At 42.0% G+C, this 19,593-nt stretch carries 22 protein-coding genes and 1 riboswitch; of the genes, 7 read left to right on the top strand and 15 right to left on the bottom strand.

Translation table 11 applies throughout. From position 1 onward, the window contains the following. The 3 genes from BLV86_RS13725 to tnpA all read right to left on the bottom strand — a co-directional run. The coding region (locus BLV86_RS13725; RefSeq protein WP_175456564.1) for a helix-turn-helix domain-containing protein at positions 1-228 on the bottom strand (228 nt) is incomplete at its 3' end. Next, complete coding sequence (locus BLV86_RS13720) at positions 206-397, bottom strand: helix-turn-helix domain-containing protein (RefSeq protein WP_044915878.1); 192 nt, start codon at positions 395-397, stop codon at positions 206-208. The genes BLV86_RS13720 and BLV86_RS13725, both read right to left, overlap by 23 nt. A 44-nt stretch (positions 398-441) precedes the next feature. After that, entirely contained in the window at positions 442-858 is a 417-nt protein-coding gene (gene tnpA, locus BLV86_RS18695; RefSeq protein ID WP_090818533.1) for an IS200/IS605 family transposase, read from the bottom strand. Between the two features lie 263 nt (positions 859-1,121). On the opposite strand from tnpA, the gene BLV86_RS13710 reads away from it, so the two are divergent. Together BLV86_RS13710 and BLV86_RS13705 are read left to right on the top strand one after the other, a co-directional pair. After that, on the top strand, positions 1,122-1,871 hold the full coding sequence (locus tag BLV86_RS13710; RefSeq protein WP_090818529.1) for an SDR family NAD(P)-dependent oxidoreductase: 750 nt from the start codon (positions 1,122-1,124) through the stop codon (positions 1,869-1,871). A gap of 186 nt (positions 1,872-2,057) precedes the next feature. Then, positions 2,058-4,478 (top strand): ribonucleoside triphosphate reductase, encoded by a 2,421-nt coding sequence (locus BLV86_RS13705; protein ID WP_090818526.1) that lies wholly within the window; start codon positions 2,058-2,060, stop codon positions 4,476-4,478. 192 nt (positions 4,479-4,670) lie between these two features. On the opposite strand, the gene citF is transcribed toward BLV86_RS13705, so the two are convergent. Next, complete coding sequence (citF, locus tag BLV86_RS13700) at positions 4,671-6,245, bottom strand: citrate lyase subunit alpha (protein ID WP_090818523.1); 1,575 nt, start codon at positions 6,243-6,245, stop codon at positions 4,671-4,673. A 127-nt stretch (positions 6,246-6,372) separates the two neighbouring features. Further along, entirely contained in the window at positions 6,373-7,290 is a 918-nt protein-coding gene (locus BLV86_RS13695; protein WP_090818521.1) for a magnesium transporter CorA family protein, read from the bottom strand. A gap of 174 nt (positions 7,291-7,464) precedes the next feature. Between BLV86_RS13695 and BLV86_RS13690 the strand changes: the two genes are divergently transcribed. Continuing rightward, positions 7,465-7,785 (top strand): TIGR04076 family protein, encoded by a 321-nt coding sequence (locus tag BLV86_RS13690; protein WP_090818518.1) that lies wholly within the window; start codon positions 7,465-7,467, stop codon positions 7,783-7,785. Positions 7,786-7,856: 71 nt separating this feature from the next. Here the strand turns inward: BLV86_RS13690 and BLV86_RS13685 are convergent, their stop codons facing one another. Then, the gene (locus BLV86_RS13685) at positions 7,857-8,435 is read right to left on the bottom strand and encodes a hypothetical protein (protein WP_090818515.1); all 579 of its coding nucleotides are present in this window, start codon (positions 8,433-8,435) and stop codon (positions 7,857-7,859) included. Beyond that, positions 8,436-8,627, bottom strand: a complete 192-nt coding sequence (locus BLV86_RS13680) for a hypothetical protein (protein WP_090818512.1) — start codon at positions 8,625-8,627, stop codon at positions 8,436-8,438. It abuts the gene before it with no gap. A gap of 174 nt (positions 8,628-8,801) precedes the next feature. Here BLV86_RS13680 and BLV86_RS18690 point away from each other — a divergent pair, with 174 nt between their 5' ends. After that, the gene (locus BLV86_RS18690; protein ID WP_334292867.1) at positions 8,802-9,065 is read left to right on the top strand and encodes a TIGR04076 family protein; all 264 of its coding nucleotides are present in this window, start codon (positions 8,802-8,804) and stop codon (positions 9,063-9,065) included. 43 nt (positions 9,066-9,108) lie between these two features. Here the strand turns inward: BLV86_RS18690 and BLV86_RS13670 are convergent, their stop codons facing one another. The 3 genes from BLV86_RS13670 to BLV86_RS13660 form a co-directional block, all read right to left on the bottom strand. Continuing rightward, positions 9,109-10,260: a hypothetical protein gene (locus BLV86_RS13670; protein ID WP_090818506.1), complete on the bottom strand. Its 1,152-nt coding sequence runs from the start codon at positions 10,258-10,260 to the stop codon at positions 9,109-9,111. Positions 10,261-10,369: 109 nt separating this feature from the next. After that, the gene (gene fliB / locus BLV86_RS13665) at positions 10,370-11,530 is read right to left on the bottom strand and encodes a flagellin lysine-N-methylase (protein WP_139297928.1); all 1,161 of its coding nucleotides are present in this window, start codon (positions 11,528-11,530) and stop codon (positions 10,370-10,372) included. Between the two features lie 113 nt (positions 11,531-11,643). Further along, positions 11,644-12,255 (bottom strand): DUF6935 domain-containing protein, encoded by a 612-nt coding sequence (locus BLV86_RS13660; protein WP_242873317.1) that lies wholly within the window; start codon positions 12,253-12,255, stop codon positions 11,644-11,646. A 205-nt stretch (positions 12,256-12,460) separates the two neighbouring features. Between BLV86_RS13660 and BLV86_RS13655 the strand changes: the two genes are divergently transcribed. Together BLV86_RS13655 and BLV86_RS13650 are read left to right on the top strand one after the other, a co-directional pair. Beyond that, positions 12,461-13,462 (top strand): amidohydrolase family protein, encoded by a 1,002-nt coding sequence (locus BLV86_RS13655; RefSeq protein WP_090818501.1) that lies wholly within the window; start codon positions 12,461-12,463, stop codon positions 13,460-13,462. 34 nt (positions 13,463-13,496) lie between these two features. Then, a complete protein-coding gene (locus BLV86_RS13650) occupies positions 13,497-13,796 on the top strand; it encodes a hypothetical protein (RefSeq protein ID WP_207647476.1) in 300 nt (99 codons plus the stop codon). Between the two features lie 88 nt (positions 13,797-13,884). Here the strand turns inward: BLV86_RS13650 and ribH are convergent, their stop codons facing one another. The 5 genes from ribH to BLV86_RS13625 form a co-directional block, all read right to left on the bottom strand. After that, positions 13,885-14,358 (bottom strand): 6,7-dimethyl-8-ribityllumazine synthase, encoded by a 474-nt coding sequence (ribH, locus tag BLV86_RS13645; RefSeq protein WP_090818498.1) that lies wholly within the window; start codon positions 14,356-14,358, stop codon positions 13,885-13,887. Positions 14,359-14,499: 141 nt separating this feature from the next. Further along, positions 14,500-15,729: a bifunctional 3,4-dihydroxy-2-butanone-4-phosphate synthase/GTP cyclohydrolase II gene (locus BLV86_RS13640; protein WP_090818496.1), complete on the bottom strand. Its 1,230-nt coding sequence runs from the start codon at positions 15,727-15,729 to the stop codon at positions 14,500-14,502. A 120-nt stretch (positions 15,730-15,849) separates the two neighbouring features. After that, the gene (ribE, locus tag BLV86_RS13635) at positions 15,850-16,575 is read right to left on the bottom strand and encodes a riboflavin synthase (RefSeq protein WP_090818493.1); all 726 of its coding nucleotides are present in this window, start codon (positions 16,573-16,575) and stop codon (positions 15,850-15,852) included. Positions 16,576-16,720: 145 nt separating this feature from the next. Next, a complete protein-coding gene (ribD, locus tag BLV86_RS13630; protein ID WP_090818490.1) occupies positions 16,721-17,950 on the bottom strand; it encodes a bifunctional diaminohydroxyphosphoribosylaminopyrimidine deaminase/5-amino-6-(5-phosphoribosylamino)uracil reductase RibD in 1,230 nt (409 codons plus the stop codon). Between the two features lie 281 nt (positions 17,951-18,231). Continuing rightward, positions 18,232-18,345: riboswitch (FMN riboswitch) on the bottom strand. Positions 18,346-18,512: 167 nt separating this feature from the next. Beyond that, complete coding sequence (locus BLV86_RS13625; RefSeq protein WP_031550240.1) at positions 18,513-19,055, bottom strand: prolyl-tRNA synthetase associated domain-containing protein; 543 nt, start codon at positions 19,053-19,055, stop codon at positions 18,513-18,515. Positions 19,056-19,301: 246 nt separating this feature from the next. Here BLV86_RS13625 and BLV86_RS13620 point away from each other — a divergent pair, with 246 nt between their 5' ends. Further along, a complete protein-coding gene (locus BLV86_RS13620) occupies positions 19,302-19,577 on the top strand; it encodes a DUF1292 domain-containing protein (protein ID WP_031550244.1) in 276 nt (91 codons plus the stop codon). The last annotated feature ends 16 nt before the right edge of the window (positions 19,578-19,593 follow it).

The following is a 19,593-nucleotide window of genomic DNA, read 5'->3' as shown; positions in this document are numbered from 1 at the left end:
CAAGGCAATAGAATCAACTTCTTTAAGCCATGAATACTCTTCAGTTTTCTTCATGGAAGTGAGCATGGAATTAGTTTCTTTATATCCAACAGAATTACCATTCTTGTATTCTTCAATACGAAGAGCAAGACCTGAGTTATATACAACTCTTGAGCAGCCAAATGTTTTTTGGATAATGGTTTCTTGTATTCTGTTTGGATAGATTCTAAATTCCATCCCTTTTGGCATTTACTATTTCCTCCAATTCAATCACTTTAGTTATTAGCCATATTACATAATCCGGCGTTTTACGAGTACCTTGTTCCCATGTTTGTACTGTGCGCACATTAAGATGGAAACGTTTAGCAAATTGACTTTGTGAAAGTCCTGTTTTTTGACGTAACTCTAAAATTGTCATAAGTATTACCTCTTGAGATCATCATACAACATTGTTGTATATTATCAAGTGTTCTTTCCTTGATTCTCTATGTAATGTTTAAGAGTATCACTACTCACTTCACCAATACTACTTATGAAATATCCATCTGACCAAAATGTTTTCTCTTTCCAAAAGCATTTGCCGAGATAGGGAGAATATTTCTTCCAAATGTGAAATGTAGTGTACGATTTTAAAGTTCTTACATAATCTGACAAATTAATATTAGGTGTTGTTTCTATCATCATATGTAAGTGATCTTTGTCAACTTCCATATAATGTATCAGAACATTATGTTTGTTAGAGATGGTTTTAGTAAGTGTCTTCATATCTGAAGAGATATTATTAGCACTTAGCAAATGTCTGCGATATTTACATACTAAAATTAAGTGGTAACGAAGTAGATATTTATTTCGATTTCCATGTTTATATCCTTTATTCATGGGATAGAATTATATCTTGTTTATCTCGCTTAGGCGAGATGTTAATTTAGCAAAGCGGCTTTCATCCTCGGAGCTAAAGCTCCAAGGTTTTCAGCCGTGGGAGATTTTATAAATCTTTTCAGATCAAGAAATATGCAGTCATTATAACATAGAGAATTTTAATTATTAAAGTAACCTTATCTTTTGTCTGTGGCACAGCGTAATAATCCAAAACGTGCCGCCATATAAAATACATCATTCGCAAATCAGGAGGTAATTAAATCATGGGTGAACTTACAGGATATGCCGGAATCGTAACAGGCGGTTCAAGCGGCATCGGTCTTGACATTGCAAATATGCTGGCTTTTCAGGGTGCGACGGTCTACATAATTTCCAGAACCGGCAAAGTTAAGGATGGTTTCCCTGACAGTGTGGCCGGCACCATACATATCAAAGGTGACATTAACGATAAAGCCGCCATGACAAAGATTATTGCAGAACTTGCAGATAAACACGAAGGACATCTTGATTTCCTCGTCAACAACGCAGGAACCACTTATAAGTGTGTTGCTCAGGAAGTACCCGAAGAAGAATTTGATCGTGTTCTGGATACTAATGTTAAATGCGTCTTCACCATGTCACAGCTCTGTTATCCTTATCTGAAAAAAAGTCCTTTCAAAGGCAGGATCATCAATATCTCCAGCATGAGTGCACATCTTGGATTCTCACTGGTTGTCCCCTACTGTACAAGTAAAGCTGCAGTTTGTGGATTAACAAGAGGTCTTGCCATAGAATGGGCAAACGATAACATCTGTGTAAACTCCATTGCTCCCGGCTGGTTCCACTCCAAGATGCTGGATGAGGTTATGGATGACAAACGAAGACAACAGATCCTGAACCGCATCCCTGTACATGATTTCGGTGACACCAAAGACTTAGGTGCAATGGCAGCTTTCCTGATCGGCCCTCACGGAAAATATATCACAGGACAGGACTATGCACTCGACGGCGGCGCACTTGCATTCGGATACTAAAGATGACCGGATATGATACACATTTTTTGCGTATCATATCCGCTTTTTTATGTCTTTTTCCATCTGATCAAAATGTCGTTAACCACAATATCTTGCGTTTTACTTACAATGCACTTCTACATATTGAACCTTCGATCCCTTTGTGTTATCGTTAAATTATCACAAAAACACAGGGGGAGGGATCCTATGTATCAGGTAGTTAAAAGAGATGGCGCTATAGTTGAGTTCAATATTTCCAAAATATCAGCAGCCATCACAAAGGCATTTGAAGCTTTAGAGAAGGAATATCATTCAAGCGTTATTGACCTTATATCACTTAGAGTAGCTTCAGATTTCGAGACCAAGGTCAGGGATGGCAAGATCACCGTGGAAGAGATTCAGGACAGTGTAGAGAAGGTTCTCTCCGAGTCCGGTTACTCCGATGTTGCAAAGGCATATATTCTCTATCGTAAGCAGCGTGAGAAGGTACGTAATGTCAATTCCACCCTCCTTAACTACAAGGATATCGTGGATGACTATTTAAAGATCAATGACTGGCGAGTAAAAGAGAATTCAACTGTCACCTATTCTGTTGGCGGTCTCATTCTTTCAAATTCAGGTGCCATCACGGCCAATTACTGGCTTTCAGAAGTATACGATGATGAAATTGCCAAGGCTCACAGAAGCGCTGCCATTCATATCCACGATCTCTCCATGCTGACCGGCTATTGCGCAGGATGGTCACTGAAACAGCTTATTATGGAAGGTCTCGGCGGTATTCCGGGTAAGATCACATCTTCACCTGCAAACCATCTTTCTACTCTCTGCAATCAGATGGTTAACTTCCTTGGAATCATGCAGAACGAGTGGGCAGGCGCACAGGCTTTCTCATCATTCGATACTTATCTGGCTCCTTTTGTAAAGGTGGATAATCTTTCCCAGAAGGAAGTCAAGCAGTGCATACAGTCCTTTGTTTATGGCGTAAATACTCCAAGCCGCTGGGGAACACAGGCTCCTTTCACAAATATCACTTTGGACTGGACAGTTCCTTCCGATCTCAGAAACCTTAACGCCATTGTTGGCGGAAAAGAACTTGATTTCACCTACGGCGACTGTCAGAAGGAAATGGATATGGTAAACAAGGCATTTATCGAGATCATGATCGAGGGCGATGCCAACGGACGCGGTTTCCAGTATCCTATCCCGACATATTCCATCACACGTGATTTCGACTGGTCTGAGACAGAGAACAACAAGCTTCTGTTTGAAATGACTGCCAAATACGGAACACCTTATTTTTCAAACTACATAAACTCTGATATGGAGCCTTCAGATGTCCGTTCAATGTGCTGCAGACTCCGCTTGGATCTGAGAGAGCTTCGTAAAAAGAGCGGCGGTTTCTTTGGTTCCGGAGAGTCAACAGGCTCTATAGGAGTTGTTACTATCAATATGCCGCGTATAGCATATCTTGCCTCTGACGAAGCAGACTTTTATAAGAGACTCGATCATCTTATGGATATCGCAGCAAGATCACTCCACACCAAGAGACAGGTCATCACAAAGCTTCTGGAGCAGGGTCTGTACCCATACACCAAGAGATATCTCGGCACATTTGCAAACCACTTCTCTACCATAGGTCTTATCGGTATGAACGAAGTCGGCCTCAACGCAAACTGGATCGGTGCAGATATGACTGATGAACGTACACAGATGTTCTCACAGGATGTTCTCAACCACATGAGAAACCGCCTGTCAGAGTATCAGGTTCAGTATGACGGTGAGCTCTACAACCTGGAAGCAACTCCTGCAGAGTCCACAACCTATCGTTTTGCAAAGCATGACAAGGAGCTTTATCCTGAGATCATCACAGCAAACATGGACGGAACTCCTTACTACACCAACTCATCACACCTTCCTGTTGGATATACTGAGGACATTTTCTCAGCACTTGATATCCAGGATGAGCTGCAGACTCTTTACACCTCAGGAACCGTGTTCCACGCATTCCTTGGTGAGAAGCTTCCTGACTGGAAAGCAGCTGCCAGCCTTGTAAGAAAGATTGCAGAGAACTACAAACTACCTTACTACACCATGTCACCGACATATTCAGTATGCAAGGAGCATGGTTACCTTACAGGCGAACAGACAGTATGTCCTCACTGCGGTGCAAAGACAGAGGTTTACAGCCGTATCACCGGCTACTACAGACCTATCGCCAACTGGAATGACGGAAAGGCTCAGGAGTACAAAGACCGCAAGGTTTATAATCTCGGAAATTCCAAGCTGACTCACGAAGGACTTAAGATGAAGCCAAAGGCTGAGACCAATGCTATCAAGCCGGAAAATGAAACAAACACAATTTCATCTCCTGCTGCCGAAGATACCATCATGCTGTTCAAGACTCCTACATGTCCTAACTGCAAGATTGCCGGATCACTTCTTGACGAAGCAGGCGTACATTATGAGATCATGGATGCAATGGAAAATCCTACACTTGTAGAAAAGTTTGGAATCAAACAGGCTCCTACTCTTGTTATCTCATCCGGCAACAGCTACGAGAAACTTCTCGGAGTATCAGACATCAGAAGCTGGTTAAGCAGCGGCAAGGTATTTAAGGCCGGGGCTTAAAACGGTTTCTACCAGGCAGAGTTTATACAATCTTTTAAAATCATTAATCACGAATCGTTTCATATTCTTTGAAACACTTAAAGCCACCCCCCGTTTCTTCTGATTAAGAAGAAACGGGGGGGTGGCTTTTATTTCACTTCCGAGAATTCCGACACTATATTAATGGTCCTTACATATTCACCGTTTGCCCTATCACCCTATGATCTCATGTATCTCTGTTTGCGGTTTTATGCGTCTGACCACATCCATTATTGTACCATCCCGGCTTTCAATTATTCCTACTATATCATCTTCAAAATGAATGGGTTCAGGTTTCCCGACGATGTTTAATGCAGTCGAAAGCAATTCCTGAATAGTCATGATATGAAGCCCTGACGCAGAAAGACATTCTATAAGATCCTTCCTTTTTGGATTAATGGCTACACCATAATCCGTAACCAGAACATCAACGGCTTCACCCGGGGTGGTGACATTGACAACCCTTTCAACCACTGTGGGTATGCGTCCTCTTATAAGAGGCGCAACAATGATTGAACATCTGCTTCCGGCTGCCGTATCCGGATGTCCTCCCGGTGCCCCTCGCAGCACACCATCTGAGCCTGTTGTGACATTTACATTAAAACCGGTATCTATCTCCAGGGCTCCAAGGATCACAAAATCCAGCTTATTGACGAAGGCTCCCTTGTTAAGAGGATTTGCGTACTCTGAGGTTGAAATCTCATAATGCCTCGGATCATTTTTTACCGATTCTATAGCTGTTTTATCAAAACACTGGGCATCGACAACGGTTCTGATATAACCCTTTTCCAAAAGGTCACACATGGGCTTCGTTATACCGCCGATGGCAAAAGACATTTTAATGTTTCTCTCCTCCATCAGTGGCTCCAGGAATCGTGTAACCGCAAGGGAAGCTCCGCCTCCTCCGGTCTGGAAAGAAAAACCATCTTTAAAAAACGGCGTTGCTGCCATGACCTTTGCACAGTCTTCCGCCATCATAAGTTCTCTTACATCCTGAGTCATCCGGATAACATTGCTGGCTATTTTTGCAGGATTTCCTATCTCATCCACCACGCAGACATAGTCCACATCAGTCATTGGGATAGATGGCGGATAATTGGGGAACGGTACAAGAGTGTCTGTAATTGCCACAGTGTAGTCTGCATATTTTGCATCCACCATAGAGTATGACAGAACACCGCAGTCACTCTTTCCGCCTACTGCCCTTAAATTCCCGTATTCATCCGCTGTAGGAGCCCCGATAAATGCGATGTCTATATGTACATCACCTTCCTCAATAGCTCTCACACGTCCACCGTGAGAACGGATAATGGCAGGCGTCTTAAGCTTTCCATATGATACGGCCTCTCCTATACGGTCCCTGATTCCGGAAGTCTGTATGCCTGTGACGATGCCTTTTTCGATTAGATCCGCAACCACACTATGGGCAGCGCCAATGGAACTGGCACAGACTGTCAGATCCTTAAGTCCCATTTCAAAGGCAGTCTGCATCACCATATTGACTATATGATCCCCATCCCGGAAATGATGATGAAATGAGAAAACCATGCCATCATGGGCGTTGCATTTTTCCATCGCTTCCCTTATGGATGACACCATCTTGTTTCTCATTGGATCAACCATGCCACAAGCCGTAACTTCAGCCTTTTTATATGGCTTATTGTCTCTGTAATGAACTCCGTTAAACGGTTCTTTTCCGTACTCTCTGAGTATCTCATCAGGTATTTCCCTGCCGACAGCATTGATCATAACTCACCTCCGTTTTTCTCATATAAATATACTTAGTTCCCCTGTAAATCCCTAAAGATGATCCTGCTTCAATAATAGATGGTTTTCATCATGTATTGATAAAGCTCTGGAGCACCATCCTGTTTAACTACAACCACTTTTTCTTTTTAAAGAACAGTAAACAACCCACAGCAATCAGAATGCTTACAACAATTATTAAAGGATATCCCCACCTCCATTCAAGTTCAGGCATGTATCGGAAATTCATCCCGTACCATCCTACTATAAGCGTAAGCGGCATAAAGATCGTTGTAACAACCGTCAGTATCGTCATGATGCTGTTTTGTTTGATATCCAGATGTGCCTTGTACTGGTCTCTCAGCTGCATAGTATAATCCCGTAACGAAGCCGAATAGTCATGAAGTCTTGACACACGATTTAAAAACAGCCTGAAGTATCTCAGGTTTTTTTGCTTAAAGAAATTGTTTTCATTCTCTTCAAGTTCCTGACCTAGATCCAGGAGCTGTTCATAATGGATACGAAGATTTCGTATATCGTTTCTGATATCATTCAGTCTGACTGATGGAAACGAGTCCTTACCGTCCATGATAGTCTTTTCCATGGAATCCAGCTCACACTCGTATTTTTCCATGAGCCTTAAATCATCTATCACTATCTGATCCAGAAAATCATATATAAATCTTTCAAGACTCGGAAACTTCCACTTTTTCACACGCAGGATATTGGTTATCAGTTCTTCTGCCTTACCGCTGTCATCGATAAACACTATTCCTTTTTCGTCAAGTACGAAGGCAAACTTGCTGTCCGTTCCCGAAAGATCATTTCTGTTTGGAATAGAAAATGAACCTGTAAGAGAATCATAGTTCACTTCTGCTTTTGTAGTGAATATCTCAGAGAGATCAGGGCCTATATCTATACCCATTTCAAACATATCCAAATCCTGTTTCCATTCATCGGAGGACAACACGGCAACATATTGCTTGTCCGTGGTTTTTAAATCTTCCTTTTTGATTTCTTTCAATGTTTCTTCAATCAGATAAAACATTTAACTCCTCCGTAAATTGTCCTTATAGATATTTCATTTGCTTTATAATAATCATAAAGCATTCCGTCATGTATAATATCTTGTATGATGTAGAAATTAGTCTTTGCTCATAATGTATAAAAGCAAAGAATTATATACTCTAATAGTATATCATACAAGCAAAGGAGACTACCCATGAAAAAGGTCCGTATTACAGTAAAGAAAATTGCCCACTATGACGATCTGATAGAGCAGTATGAGAATCCCCTGGAACATGCCTGTTCAATGGAGCTTGGGCAGACTTTTATATGCAATGGTTGGGAAAAACCTGAAGGTTTTTGCTCAAGTGCCTGGGATACGGTGTCGGCATTTGTAATGGCTTTGGCTCACGGTGGGGAAAACTTCTATGACGGTTGGATGAAGAATCCGAAATCAGCTATGATTTCATGTAACGACGGTTTCAGACCGGTCAGTTTTCTGTTGGAAACCATGGATGAAGACTGTGATATTGTTTGAAAATCCCAGAAAGGAAAGGCTATCTATTGATTTTAGAAGAAAGAAATTAGGGGATCCTATTGTTGCACATCTCAGAAGAATCTCATAAACTGAATATATTTCTGATTGTCTTTTGATGAAAATCGATCATCAAATTCTTTGAAATTTTGCTTCTTATAAAACGATATAAGAGCTTCATTATCTTCACAGTCAAGATAAACTATTCCTCCACCTATCTGACGCTGAATGTTTATTAGCACATCCGTAGCTAGACGCATAAGATCTGAACCATCTATCCGATCTGTTTTTTCTAATGCATAGTTTTTTCCAAACTGAGCCAGAAGGAAAGATGAAGCCATGTAATTTCCTGTAGAAGCATCCATCCGGGAATACCTTGCTAGCTTTTTCTTGGTTGTGGAGGATAAGTTATCTCCATTTATGATAATAGACTTATGTGTAATGGAAAAATATCCCAGGATATTTCCTGTCTGATCATCATTCACAAGATATGTTATTGATAGCTTTCCTATAGCAAAGCTTATCGCCCTATATTTTATAAAATTTTCAATTTCGGGATTTTTAGGCGACGAAAAGGTGGCAAGCTTGTGTTCTATTACATCGCTGCCACCAATGTCGATCAAATCAAGTATGTTGAAAACAATTGGAGTCATTTACTTAACAGTCTCCTTTTTCCAAAGGTCGATTAAATGACTGATCTTACCAGGATCAGACTCAACTTTGGTCTCAGGCTTTTCTGATGTCTTGTATGGATCTGCTATAGATGCTTCAATCGCTGAAATGAAAGCATCTGCTTTTTTTGAATCATTAATTACTACGTTATGAAAAATGCTTGATGTAGCCATGTCCGCACCTCCTTTACTTTTATATCAGCATATTTACATACTATTTCATATTGTTCCATATCTGCTCCTAAAGTACAGCGAGAAAAATATGAACCTCTCGCCTTGATTATATATCAGTTCTGCGCAAAGCTGATAATAAAATTTGTATAATTAGGAATGATCATTCTGAAATGAATTTTCAAGATTATAATCGTTGAATGTCTACCAGACTTTAGAAGCATACCACAACACAAAAGATTTGCATATTATCTAATTTTAGACCATATTACAGTAAAGAAAATTGCCCACTATGACGACCTGATAGATGAATATGAGAATCCTCTAGAGCATGCCTGTTCAATGGAACTTGGGCAGACTTTTATATGCAATGGTTGGGAAAAGCCTGAAGGTTTTTGCTCAAGTGCCTGGGATACGGTGTCGGCATTTGTAATGCTTTAGCCAGTGTCACTAATCCCGTCCCCATGGTCCACCGACTTAAGAGTTACTCGTTAGCTGCCGTCATGAACAGCGACATAAGTTCATAGTATGCACTCGCCGCTCCGGGCATATCGTCTGTAGAAGCTCCAACCATCTTTTCTCCGTCCCAGAAGCTGACTGACTGATAACCTCCAGCGATTCCCGGCATGAGGCTTTTATTCTTCTCCTTATTATCGATGCCGTATTTTCTGATGATTTCCAATGCAGGTTCAATGACGGTAGCCGGTATGAACCGGAAACGACTACCCCTCTGCATTATGAGTTGGGTATCCGAAAACTTCCACACCTGAACACCATCATACTGGGGAGGATTGGTGGACTTATATTCCGATAACGAAAAAAGCAGTTCTTTAGTTATCTCCGCTCCGCATTTGGTGCATGTATCTCCGGTCTGAAGATCGGCTCCACATTTTGAACATGTCCAACCGGCTTGCTGCTCCTGTTCAGAATTATCGGTTCCATCATCATACACCGGCTCTATTGTGCCATCATCAGTAATCCTGAAGGCAACAGGAGGTATCGCAGAAGCGGGTGAAGGTGATGGAGTTATTTTCTGCAATTGTGATGAAACAGGCTTACCGCATTCCGGACAGAAATTGCTGATGGGGCCGGTATATCCGCACTCACAAACGAATGTATTTTCCTCTTTACGCTGTGCTCCGCAGTTCGGGCAAAACTTACCGGAAAAAATCTGCCCGCATTCACATTGAACTTCGCCATCTTTCAGTGTTACAGCAGAAGCTGCTGCGTCACGGGACAGAACGAAACTTATCTTTTCTCCTGTGAAAGCATTGATCAAGTCGATGTGAAGCTTGTCTTCAATATCATGCCATGCTGAAGCAATGTTGTAGATCGTCTCATTACCTTTTTTGAGAGCTGTATCACCAAGCTTTATTCTGAGATCCTCACCGAAGTTATGCTGATATGAAAAACCATCAGAACTCCCCATCATTCCCAGGCCCATAAATCCCTGCATTGATGTTGCCATATCAAGACCTGCCGGAACCACATCGTAATAACCATCAATTACTGCATCCCCATATTTTACAGTGATATGCACGGTATCAGTAAGGACGGCTGTGATGGAACCGTCAGCACTCTTCCATGTATCTGCCAACTGCTTATAGTACATATAGTTAGGATTTTGAATCGTCATCAGAGTTCTCCTTATAATCATCCTGTAGAACAATCATACTGCAACTATAACACAAAATGGTCTTCGGATAATTTGTTTTTTAATAATGATAGTCTTCTGTCAGAAGAAATCATCCCAGCAGAAAAACCGCATATCCAAAGTCCCATATAGCATCCTCAAAGCTGTTAACAAGGTACTCTTCGATGTCATCCATCCCATATCCGGTAAGCCTTGAAATAAGTACCATCATGTCACGAACCGTTTCGTAAGGGACTGTTTTATCCGGGCATGAACGCCATTTGAGATATATCGCATGCTCCATAAGGGCATATTCCATCATAATCCACTCAAACTGCATGACTAGATCCGGAATATCCGCTTCAGGAAAAAGAAGGCTTGAAAAGGTCTCGGATATAAGATAGTTTCTCATGAGTTTTTCATATTCTTTGTTTTTTTCACGGAAGACAGCATAGTCCGGACAATCCTTCAGTCGCTCTGCTTCATCTATCATAGGACCAAGGAACTCTGCATATCTTCCTTCTTTTACATAGTTCTCTGTGATATCAAGAAACAACTCGTTACGTTCTTTCACTGATTCTTCCGGTTCCTCAAACAGTGTTTCTATTGTTTCTTCCAGCTCCACTAAAGTACTTTCAGAAAAATACTCCTCCGGATCCCTGATGCCATTTTTGGAATATATATCCAGAAGAACAAAGAAAGCCTTTAAAAGGTTTATCCTGTTACTCACTCTGTCATCGGCCAGATAATACATCATGAGATCTCTGACCTGCCTATATACATTTTTTTGATTTTTGATCACGGAAACATCTTTGTAATCAAATCCGGTGAAACTCAAACTGTCAATGTCTTTCCACCTGTCAACAACCTCAGGACAACAGGAAACCAAAGCTCTTTCCACGCGGTCAGAATAGACATGACTCTCTCTTGGAAAAGTATGGCAGGTTTTTGAAAGAACCTCTTCTCCGTGATTCTTCACAAGTATGCATAACCGGTCTTCTTCCAGAAAAGGACACTTCATATTTGGAAGCAGTCCGATCACTTCCGAGTCATCTGCTTTTACTATGAAAGCATCCAACATATCGCTTTCACTGACAGATTCCGGGAGTCTGCCCTGTTCTTTCATTCCTTCCGGAGTCTTTATGGATTTCCATTTCTTTTTTGTGTCCGGATCCACAGCAATCTTCCATTCTTTACAGCATGTGAAAGAGCAATCCCCTCCTATGCATCTGAAATCTTTATAGTATTCCGGCTCAATAATATCTTTTGACATATTTGTATTTACTCTGTTTTTGCATGCGCTAAATCCGTATAGATTTTTCTGCGGCTTCGGCATCTTCAGCTGCTTTTTCCGCTGCCTTCATATTCGATAAAGCCATTTTTGTTTTAAGCCCACGGATCCGCCGCTACAGGTGTGCGTATATCCGACAGGCATTGAATTTCATTTAAAAACCACTGTCCTGTGGAAGGTTTCTTACGTAGTTTGATCGGTCTCGGTGAATCCGCTCCACCACTGGTAACATACATTACAGCCCAGTTTTCGTTATCAAAAGAATACGGATTTTCACTAACCTTTAACGTATAAGGAACCGTCGGCTGATAATTGTTCCCGGGGATTGCACCATCAAAGAACGACATTGTTTTATAGGTTGCTCCCGACAAACGGTCCTTTAAAAATTGTTTTTCAAACTCACTTAACGGTTCCGGTCCTTTTAAGAAGTTAAGCATTTCAAAACATGCAGCCGTATCCTGTTCATACATTGTAAGTGCCACTATAACAAGAGCTGCCGTCTTAAACGCACTGTCTAATGATGCCTCCGGCAAAGACTGAAGTTCTGACAGATTTTGCGGGAGAACATTAAATTGAAAAGTCTCTGTATGATTGCGTCCCTTTCCAATGTTCTGCATCGCACCATTCACTGCATTATTAACTGCACTGCCTGCTTCTTTTCTTATTGTGGATATAGCCTGTGATTTTAATGAATCAAATAATCCCATAGTCAAAACTCCTTTTAAGATTCCTTTTCAAGATTCTATTAGCCATTTTAAAATAATTTTTATTTTTGGCCAATAGAAAAAATCCCGTGCATTCACTATTCAGCCTTAAGAACAGGATTTATACAAATGATATTCTCTGTCGATATTATGGGATACCTGGACATATTTATGTTTTGTTAATTACAGAAAGGTTATATGCAAGGATATGATTTTCGATAAAAAAACAGATATTCAAACTGTCACAAACGATCTTAAATACAAAATTGTAGATTCCCATCTGCATTTTCTTGATTTTACCCAGAATTCGGACGGGTTCCCTGAACTCGCCCGTGCCATGGACATGAGTGGTGTCTCCGAGGCTATCATTTTTGGGATGCCTCTGGTCAAGAAATGGAATAATGATATGAAAAAACCACCCCTCTACTATCTGAGCGACGACAGCAGATGCTACTATTATTCGGGAACCGATCACATTCTCGCCCATGAACTTATGTGTCAGCCGGAAGAAATCAGAAGAAGATTTCATCCCTTCTGCTGTGGTGTTGACTGCACAGACAAATATGCTGCTGACCAGATAGAGCGTCTTTTGGATATGTATCCGGATTTCTGGCAAGGCATAGGTGAGATCATGAGCAGACATGACGACCTTACTGCATTGACCTACGGAGAAGGTCTTCGAATTAACAATCCGACTTTCAAAAGGATTTTTGACCTGGCCGCAGACCGTGGTTTGCCCGTGCTGGTTCATCATAACATCTCTCCTCAAAATGCCACTGAACCTGAATACAGATATGAACTGGAGGAGGCTCTTTCCTTCAACAGGAACTGTAAAATCATCTGGGCTCATATAGGTATTTCACGTAGAATCGAGATTGAAGAACTGCTGATAATTGCGGGAGAACTTCTTCACAATCATCCTAATCTCTACGTTGATATATCCTGGGTATTCTTTGAGAATTATGTAAAAGGAGACCTGATGAGCAAAATGGAACATTTTAATAATTCAACGACTATATTTTCGGAAATGTGGGCTGTGCTCATTGAGAAATATCCCGATCGTTTTATGATAGGTACAGACAAGGTAGGTCACTGGTCTAACTACCCTGCCGAAGTAACAAAATATTACTCCCTCTTAGACAAGCTCTCTCCCGAAACTGCTGAAAAGGTCTGTCGTGGTAATGCATTAAATCTTATAAAAAAATATTAATTGGTTTTATATCAAGGTTAAGGAGATAATATCTATGGATATAGTAGTATTGTGCGAAATAATTATGCTGATCATCTTCGGCTGTTCATGGCCCATCAACATACTGAAATCGCTAAAAAGTAAAACCACCCTCGGAAAAAGCGTGATGTACGAATATCTTGTAGTCATCGGATATTTGTTCGGAATATCCGCAAAGATAATAGTATATCTGAGAACCGGAGAACTTCTTCACTCCTTCTGGTTCTACCTGGCAGATATACTACTGGTATCAATAGACATAGCGCTTTACTACAGAAATTTAAAATATGACAAAGAAGCAGGCAGACTACCATAGGTCAAAAAAGGAACCGTGTCAGTTCAACACGGTTCCTTCTTTCTATTGTTTTCCTTAATCCAGTTCTACAGTGTCAGAGTCTGATTCGTCAGATCTGCTCCATCACATTCACCATTTCTATGGCACCAACAGCGCAGTCATAGCCCTTGTTTCCTGCCTTGCTTCCGGCTCTTGAGATAGCCTGCTCTATGTTGTCGGTTGTCAGAATTCCGAACATAACGGGAATCCCTGTTTCCAATGAAACCTGTGCAACTCCCTTGGAAACTTCATTACAAACGTAATCATAATGACTGGTCTGTCCCCTTATCACCGCACCAAGAGCTATCACTGCATCGTACTTTCCGCTCTTCGCCATACGCTTCACAACTGCAGGTATCTCAAAGGCACCGGGTACCCAGGCGGCGGTAATGTTCCCGTCCTCCACTCCGTGGCGGACAAGTCCGTCAATGGCTCCGCCAAGCAGTTTATTCACAATGATCTCATTGAATCTGGCCGCCACGATACCAACCTTCATTCCCTCTTTTGCAACAAGCTTTCCTTCCAAAACATTGATCTCTCTCATTTTCCTTCTCCTTTGTTCTTATATCCATCTACCTATAATTTTCTGTATTTCCCAATAACTGATAACTCTTATCTGATTTAATGATGATTCTTAAGTCTTCTTCTGAAAGCAACGTACACGGAATCACCTTTAGGTTTTGCCTCAGGCTGTTTCATCTTCTTTCAGATCTATGGCATTAAATATATGCCCCATCTTTATTTTCTTTGTCCTGAGATACCTTATATCGTACCTCTGTGCCGGGATCTCAATCGGAACCCGCTCGCTGATGGTCAGACCGAAATCCTCAAGGGAATAAACCTTATCCGGATTATTGGTCAGAAGCCTCAGGGACTTCACTCCCAGATCTCTCAGTATCTGCGCGCCCACCCAGTACTCCCGCATGTCCGGTGCAAAACCGAGCTTAACATTGGCCTCCACAGTGTCATAACCTTCTTCCTGAAGTGCATAGGCTTTTATCTTATTGATGAGTCCGATCCCGCGGCCCTCCTGCCTCATATAGAGCAGTATCCCACGGCCTTCTTTTTCTATCATCTCCATGGATTTTTCCAGCTGAAGTCCGCAGTCACATCTCAGGGAACCGAATGCATCACCAGTGAGACACTCCGAATGAACCCTGCACAGCACATCTTCACCCGTTCCGATGTCACCCTTTACAAGTGCAACGTGATGCTCACCGGTGATGTCATTAACATAACCGCACATCCTGAACTCGCCGAATTTTGTGGGGAGCTTTGCCGAGGCTTCCTGCACCACATGCTTCTCATGGATGCGGATATAGGTTTGCAGATCCTTTATGGTGATAAATGTAAGGTCATACTTCTCCGCCATCTCCCAGATTTCCGAGGTCATCATCATGGTTCCGTCCGCTGCCATGATCTCGCAGCAAACGCCGCACTCCGTAAGTCCCGCGAGCCTCATGAGGTCAACGGTAGCCTCTGTGTGGCCGTTTCTCACCAGTACTCCCCCGCGCCTTGCAGTAAGCGGGAAAACGTGACCTGGACGTCTGAAATCTGTACCATTTGATTCTCCTGCTGCCAGCTTCCGCATAGTGAGTCCACGCTCCTTTGCAGAAATCCCGGTTGTTGTGTCTATATGATCAACCGATACCGTGAATGCCGTCTCGTGGTTGTCCGTATTCTCGGAAACCATAGGCGGAAGCAGAAGTCTGTTTGCGATTTCCAAACTCATGGGTGTACATATAAGTCCCTTCGCAAAACTTGCCATAAAATTGATATTCTCCTGGGTTGCAAATTCTGCCGCACATATCATGTCGCATTCGTTTTCCCTGTCCGGGTCGTCCGAACAAAGGATGATCTTTCCCTGTCTGAGATCCTCCAGTGCCTTCTCGATACTTGCATATTTTCGTTCCATTTTTTCCTCCATCCCGCTTTTTGATCAGCTTAATGTTTCTTTATCAGATTGTTCCGATCCCACTTCGGATTCTATCTGCCTATTTCTTCAAGTTTCCGGCCTCAAGTCGGTCCGCCCATTCTATAAATACGTTTCCAGAAACTCCATGGTCATCCCGCCGTTTGAGCTGCCGGCATATCCTGTTATTCCGTTTGTTTCGTCCACCCACTTTGTTTCGGAAACGTTTCTCTCCTCATTCTGTTTATTCAGATTTCCGGTTTTCATTCCCAGGAGCTTGCCAACATATTTCCCGATGACATCACACTCCAGATTCACCGGACTTCCGACCTTCTTTGATGCCAATGCTGTCTCCCTGAGAGTATGTGGTATGACCGATACTTTAAATATCTCTTCACCAACATAAGCCACCGTCAGACTTATCCCATCTATCGCTATGGATCCCTTTTCGATAACATATTTAAGAATCGAAGCCGTCGCCCCGATGCTGAACCAGACCGCATTTTCTTCTTTTCTTATATCCCGTACCACTCCGGTTCCGTCGATATGTCCGGATACTATATGTCCGCCAAATCTTCCGTTAGCCGCCATGGCTCTTTCCAGATTGACAGGATCTCCCGGTCTTGCCCGGGACAGAGAGCTTCTTCTGACAGTTTCCGCCATGACATCTGCCGCGAATGCATCCTCATGAAGTTCCGTAACAGTCAGACAGATTCCATTCACCGCTATGCTGTCTCCGGTTTTTGTTCCTTCCAGAACCTTTCTGCAGTTGATGATGGTCCGTCCGGAACTTCCGTTTATATCAAAGTTCCTGATCAACCCCTTCTCTTCGATTATCCCTGTAAACACTTATTCCTCCCTCATCTATAAATGCATGTTTTTCGCCGTTTATTTCTGACATACAGATGCAGATCTATCCGGCTCCCTCTCCTTATCCACCGGGAACGATTCTCGCCGGCAAGAACCGTCCCCGGTGGAATTCTAAAACGTCTGTCTATCTGACAGTTTTACCTGAAACTACATATCTGATCAGAATGTCTTCACCGAGTTGTTCCACATCTTTTATCTCGCATCTGTAGGCGTCCTCTAAATTATCCACTCCCAAACCCATGACCGGAGTTTTTGCATTACCGGCAAAAATCTTTGGTGCGATAAAAGCATCAATTTCATTTACGATTCCTGCCTTCAATGCGCTTTCGTTGAGTGTTCCTCCGCCCTCCAGAAGTATGCTGTCGATTCCTCTTTCACCAAGGATAGTCATCAGTTTTTGGAGATCAACACCGGACTCGGTTATCCTTTCTTCCGGACAACAATTGATGACCGTGATCCCGGCTTTACCAAGCTCCTTTAGTTTGAAAGCTATATCTCTTAAACACAGATCTTCATGAAATCCTGAATCCTCATGACTATCATCCATGATCAGGTTTTCAGATATATCATGGGAAAAATCGTGCTCCGGATCTAACTCGCCAACGGGAATCCCGGGAAAACAACAAGCCACGATGGTGCTGTAATCATCAGCTGTCTTTACAATTTCAGAATCAAGCGGAATTCTCAATTGACTGTCACAAATGATCCTCACAGGTGACCTTCCTCTGGGTATCCGGCAATTCAGCATAGGATCATCTGCCAAAACAGTTCCTATTCCCACCATTATCCCCATATGAGCATGTCTCATTTCCTGAACCCGCCTTCTCGCCTCTTCCCCCGTGATCCATTTGGATCTGCCGGTTTTTGTTGCGATTTTTCCGTCCATGGTCATGGCATACTTCATAGTGACATAAGGCTTTTTTGTGGTTATAAAATGAAAGAAAACAGGATTCAGTTCATCACACTCATCCTTTAGAAAATCCTCCACCACTTCGATCCCATTCTCTTTCAGGAACCTTACTCCTTTTCCTGCCACCTTCGGATTTGGATCCCGGGAACCTATCACCACCTTCTTTATCCCGCTCTCCAGAACAACTTCGGTACATGGCGGCTGCTTCCCGTGATGACAGCAGGGCTCCAATGTCACATACAGTGTTGCACCTTCCGCACTCTCAGACAGATTTTTTATAGCATTACGCTCTGCGTGAAGACTTCCGTACCGTTCATGAAACCCTTCTCCGATAATGTTTCCGTCCTTTATAATTACCGCTCCGACCAAAGGATTTGGATGGCACCATCCTTCTCCCAGCCTTGCCAGCTCAATTGCACGACGCATATATTTTTCATTTTCCAATGGGACTCCTCTCTGATCCTGGGAACTGCCTATTCTTAAGACATAAAATATTTTTTATTAGCCAATAAGCTTACATCTGAATGTCAGATATTAAGACTCGAAAAACAGCATTAAGAGGTGATGAGAAGGAAGAAGAAATATTGAAATCCTGAAGCATTTCAATATTATTTGAACATTCATTTATAAGAGCTAAAGTAAATCGTTTTTTCATAAAAAAACCCCGAAACATAACTGTTTCGGGGTTGATATACCTAGCAAAAAGAAAACCGATATTTCGATTTCTCTATCTTCTTCCATCCAGACTATACTGTCGGCCCCGGAATCTAACCGGATCCTGCCATAAGGCTCGCGGGCTTTACCGCCGATAAGGAATTTCACCTTCCCCGAAGATCATATTCATTTTTAAAGATGATCAAGTCATCTCTTTTCTTTTGGAATCATATATCATTATTCCGTTTATGTAAAGCAAATTATGAAAATTATTTTCTTTTGTTTTCATTTGCCGGAACCATCGGAAAAATTGAACCGGGTTCAATTTTTCGTAATTACGATTCTGTTTTATTTATTCTCCCACCAAATGAACCGTCATGTATTCATGCTCTACAGCAGGAAGAAACTTCTTTATCACATCATCAGTGCGCATCTTCAGACTGGCCGTGTTCACACATGGATGACATCCGATATACTCGTCCTTCAGCACATCCTCGTCTATCAGAAGCTGTACTGCATGATCTTTATCATTCATCAGACCCATAACGCTGACAGCCCCCGGTTCTATGTCAAGATACTTCAGCATGTCCTCCGATTCCGCGAAAGAAAGTCTTGCAGAATTTATCTGAGAAGACAATTCCTTTGTCTTAAACTTCTTATCTCCGGGCATCATCAAAAGATAAAATGCTGTCTTCTGTCGATTGCACAAAAACAGATTCTTGCACATCACAACATCCATGATTTTATCTATCTCCTCGCAAGCCTCCATTGTTTCCGCATGCTCGTGATCCATTCTTTTATATTTTATTCCCAAAGAATCCAGAAACTCATAAGTGCGTACCTCTCTTGGCAGCCGCCCCTCAACATTCTCCGGCCTTCCGTCAAATAATTCCATTGTTTTTCCTCCATCCACTCATCGAATCCTGATATATCATAGTTTATCCAACATCCTCATAACCATTATGTTCTGTGGCTCCGGATGCAGAATCAGCTGCATATCCGGAATCTACAAATGTTATTATATCCATGATTTCTGCTCAAATAGTATTATAATGGATTTGTTGAATTATCAACAAGGAAAAACCCGCACCCTGATTACTCTCGTGTAGAATTATAAGCATTGGCAAAGGAGATATAATATATGAAATTCAGAGGAAAGAATTTAGAGGATCTTGTTGTTACACTTTCGTTTCAGGACGGAACTTCGACAGATTATGGTGTACATAAGTATTTTACATTTAAAGAAAAAGAGTACTTTGCCATGCTTCCGGTAAATGAAAAAAAAGAACTTGATCATTCAAAAAAATGCGTCCTTTATGAAGTGCAGGAAGATGCTGAACATAACCCTGTTGTGGTTTACATTGAGGATGACAGGGAATACGAAGAAGCAGCGGACTACTACTCAAGATTAGAATAAAAAACTCTCGACCGGT

Source organism: Oribacterium sp. KHPX15 (genome assembly GCF_900107835.1).
GTDB lineage: Bacteria > Bacillota > Clostridia > Lachnospirales > Lachnospiraceae > Oribacterium.
Note: the sequence above shows the minus strand (reverse complement) of the source record. Positions and strands in the feature narration are given on the sequence as shown.

Bases quoted from the DNA above. Each gene is read 5' to 3' on its own strand.
- ribH (WP_090818498.1), bottom strand. From the start codon at position 14,358: ATGAGAGAGATCAATGTTTTGGAAGGAAAGCTTGTTGCAAAAGAGGGA.
- tnpA (WP_090818533.1), bottom strand. From the start codon at position 858: ATGAATAAAGGATATAAACATGGAAATCGAAATAAATATCTACTTCGT.
- BLV86_RS13655 (WP_090818501.1), top strand. From the start codon at position 12,461: ATGATTTTCGATAAAAAAACAGATATTCAAACTGTCACAAACGATCTT.
- BLV86_RS13650 (WP_207647476.1), top strand. From the start codon at position 13,497: ATGGATATAGTAGTATTGTGCGAAATAATTATGCTGATCATCTTCGGC.
- BLV86_RS13620 (WP_031550244.1), top strand. From the start codon at position 19,302: ATGAAATTCAGAGGAAAGAATTTAGAGGATCTTGTTGTTACACTTTCG.
- BLV86_RS13625 (WP_031550240.1), bottom strand. From the start codon at position 19,055: ATGGAATTATTTGACGGAAGGCCGGAGAATGTTGAGGGGCGGCTGCCA.
- citF (WP_090818523.1), bottom strand. From the start codon at position 6,245: ATGATCAATGCTGTCGGCAGGGAAATACCTGATGAGATACTCAGAGAG.
- BLV86_RS13720 (WP_044915878.1), bottom strand. From the start codon at position 397: ATGACAATTTTAGAGTTACGTCAAAAAACAGGACTTTCACAAAGTCAA.
- BLV86_RS13680 (WP_090818512.1), bottom strand. From the start codon at position 8,627: ATGGCTACATCAAGCATTTTTCATAACGTAGTAATTAATGATTCAAAA.
- BLV86_RS13695 (WP_090818521.1), bottom strand. From the start codon at position 7,290: ATGTTTTATCTGATTGAAGAAACATTGAAAGAAATCAAAAAGGAAGAT.
- BLV86_RS13685 (WP_090818515.1), bottom strand. From the start codon at position 8,435: ATGACTCCAATTGTTTTCAACATACTTGATTTGATCGACATTGGTGGC.
- fliB (WP_139297928.1), bottom strand. From the start codon at position 11,530: ATGTCAAAAGATATTATTGAGCCGGAATACTATAAAGATTTCAGATGC.
- BLV86_RS13640 (WP_090818496.1), bottom strand. From the start codon at position 15,729: ATGGAACGAAAATATGCAAGTATCGAGAAGGCACTGGAGGATCTCAGA.
- BLV86_RS13690 (WP_090818518.1), top strand. From the start codon at position 7,465: ATGAAAAAGGTCCGTATTACAGTAAAGAAAATTGCCCACTATGACGAT.
- BLV86_RS13705 (WP_090818526.1), top strand. From the start codon at position 2,058: ATGTATCAGGTAGTTAAAAGAGATGGCGCTATAGTTGAGTTCAATATT.
- BLV86_RS13660 (WP_242873317.1), bottom strand. From the start codon at position 12,255: ATGGGATTATTTGATTCATTAAAATCACAGGCTATATCCACAATAAGA.
- BLV86_RS13710 (WP_090818529.1), top strand. From the start codon at position 1,122: ATGGGTGAACTTACAGGATATGCCGGAATCGTAACAGGCGGTTCAAGC.
- BLV86_RS13670 (WP_090818506.1), bottom strand. From the start codon at position 10,260: ATGACGATTCAAAATCCTAACTATATGTACTATAAGCAGTTGGCAGAT.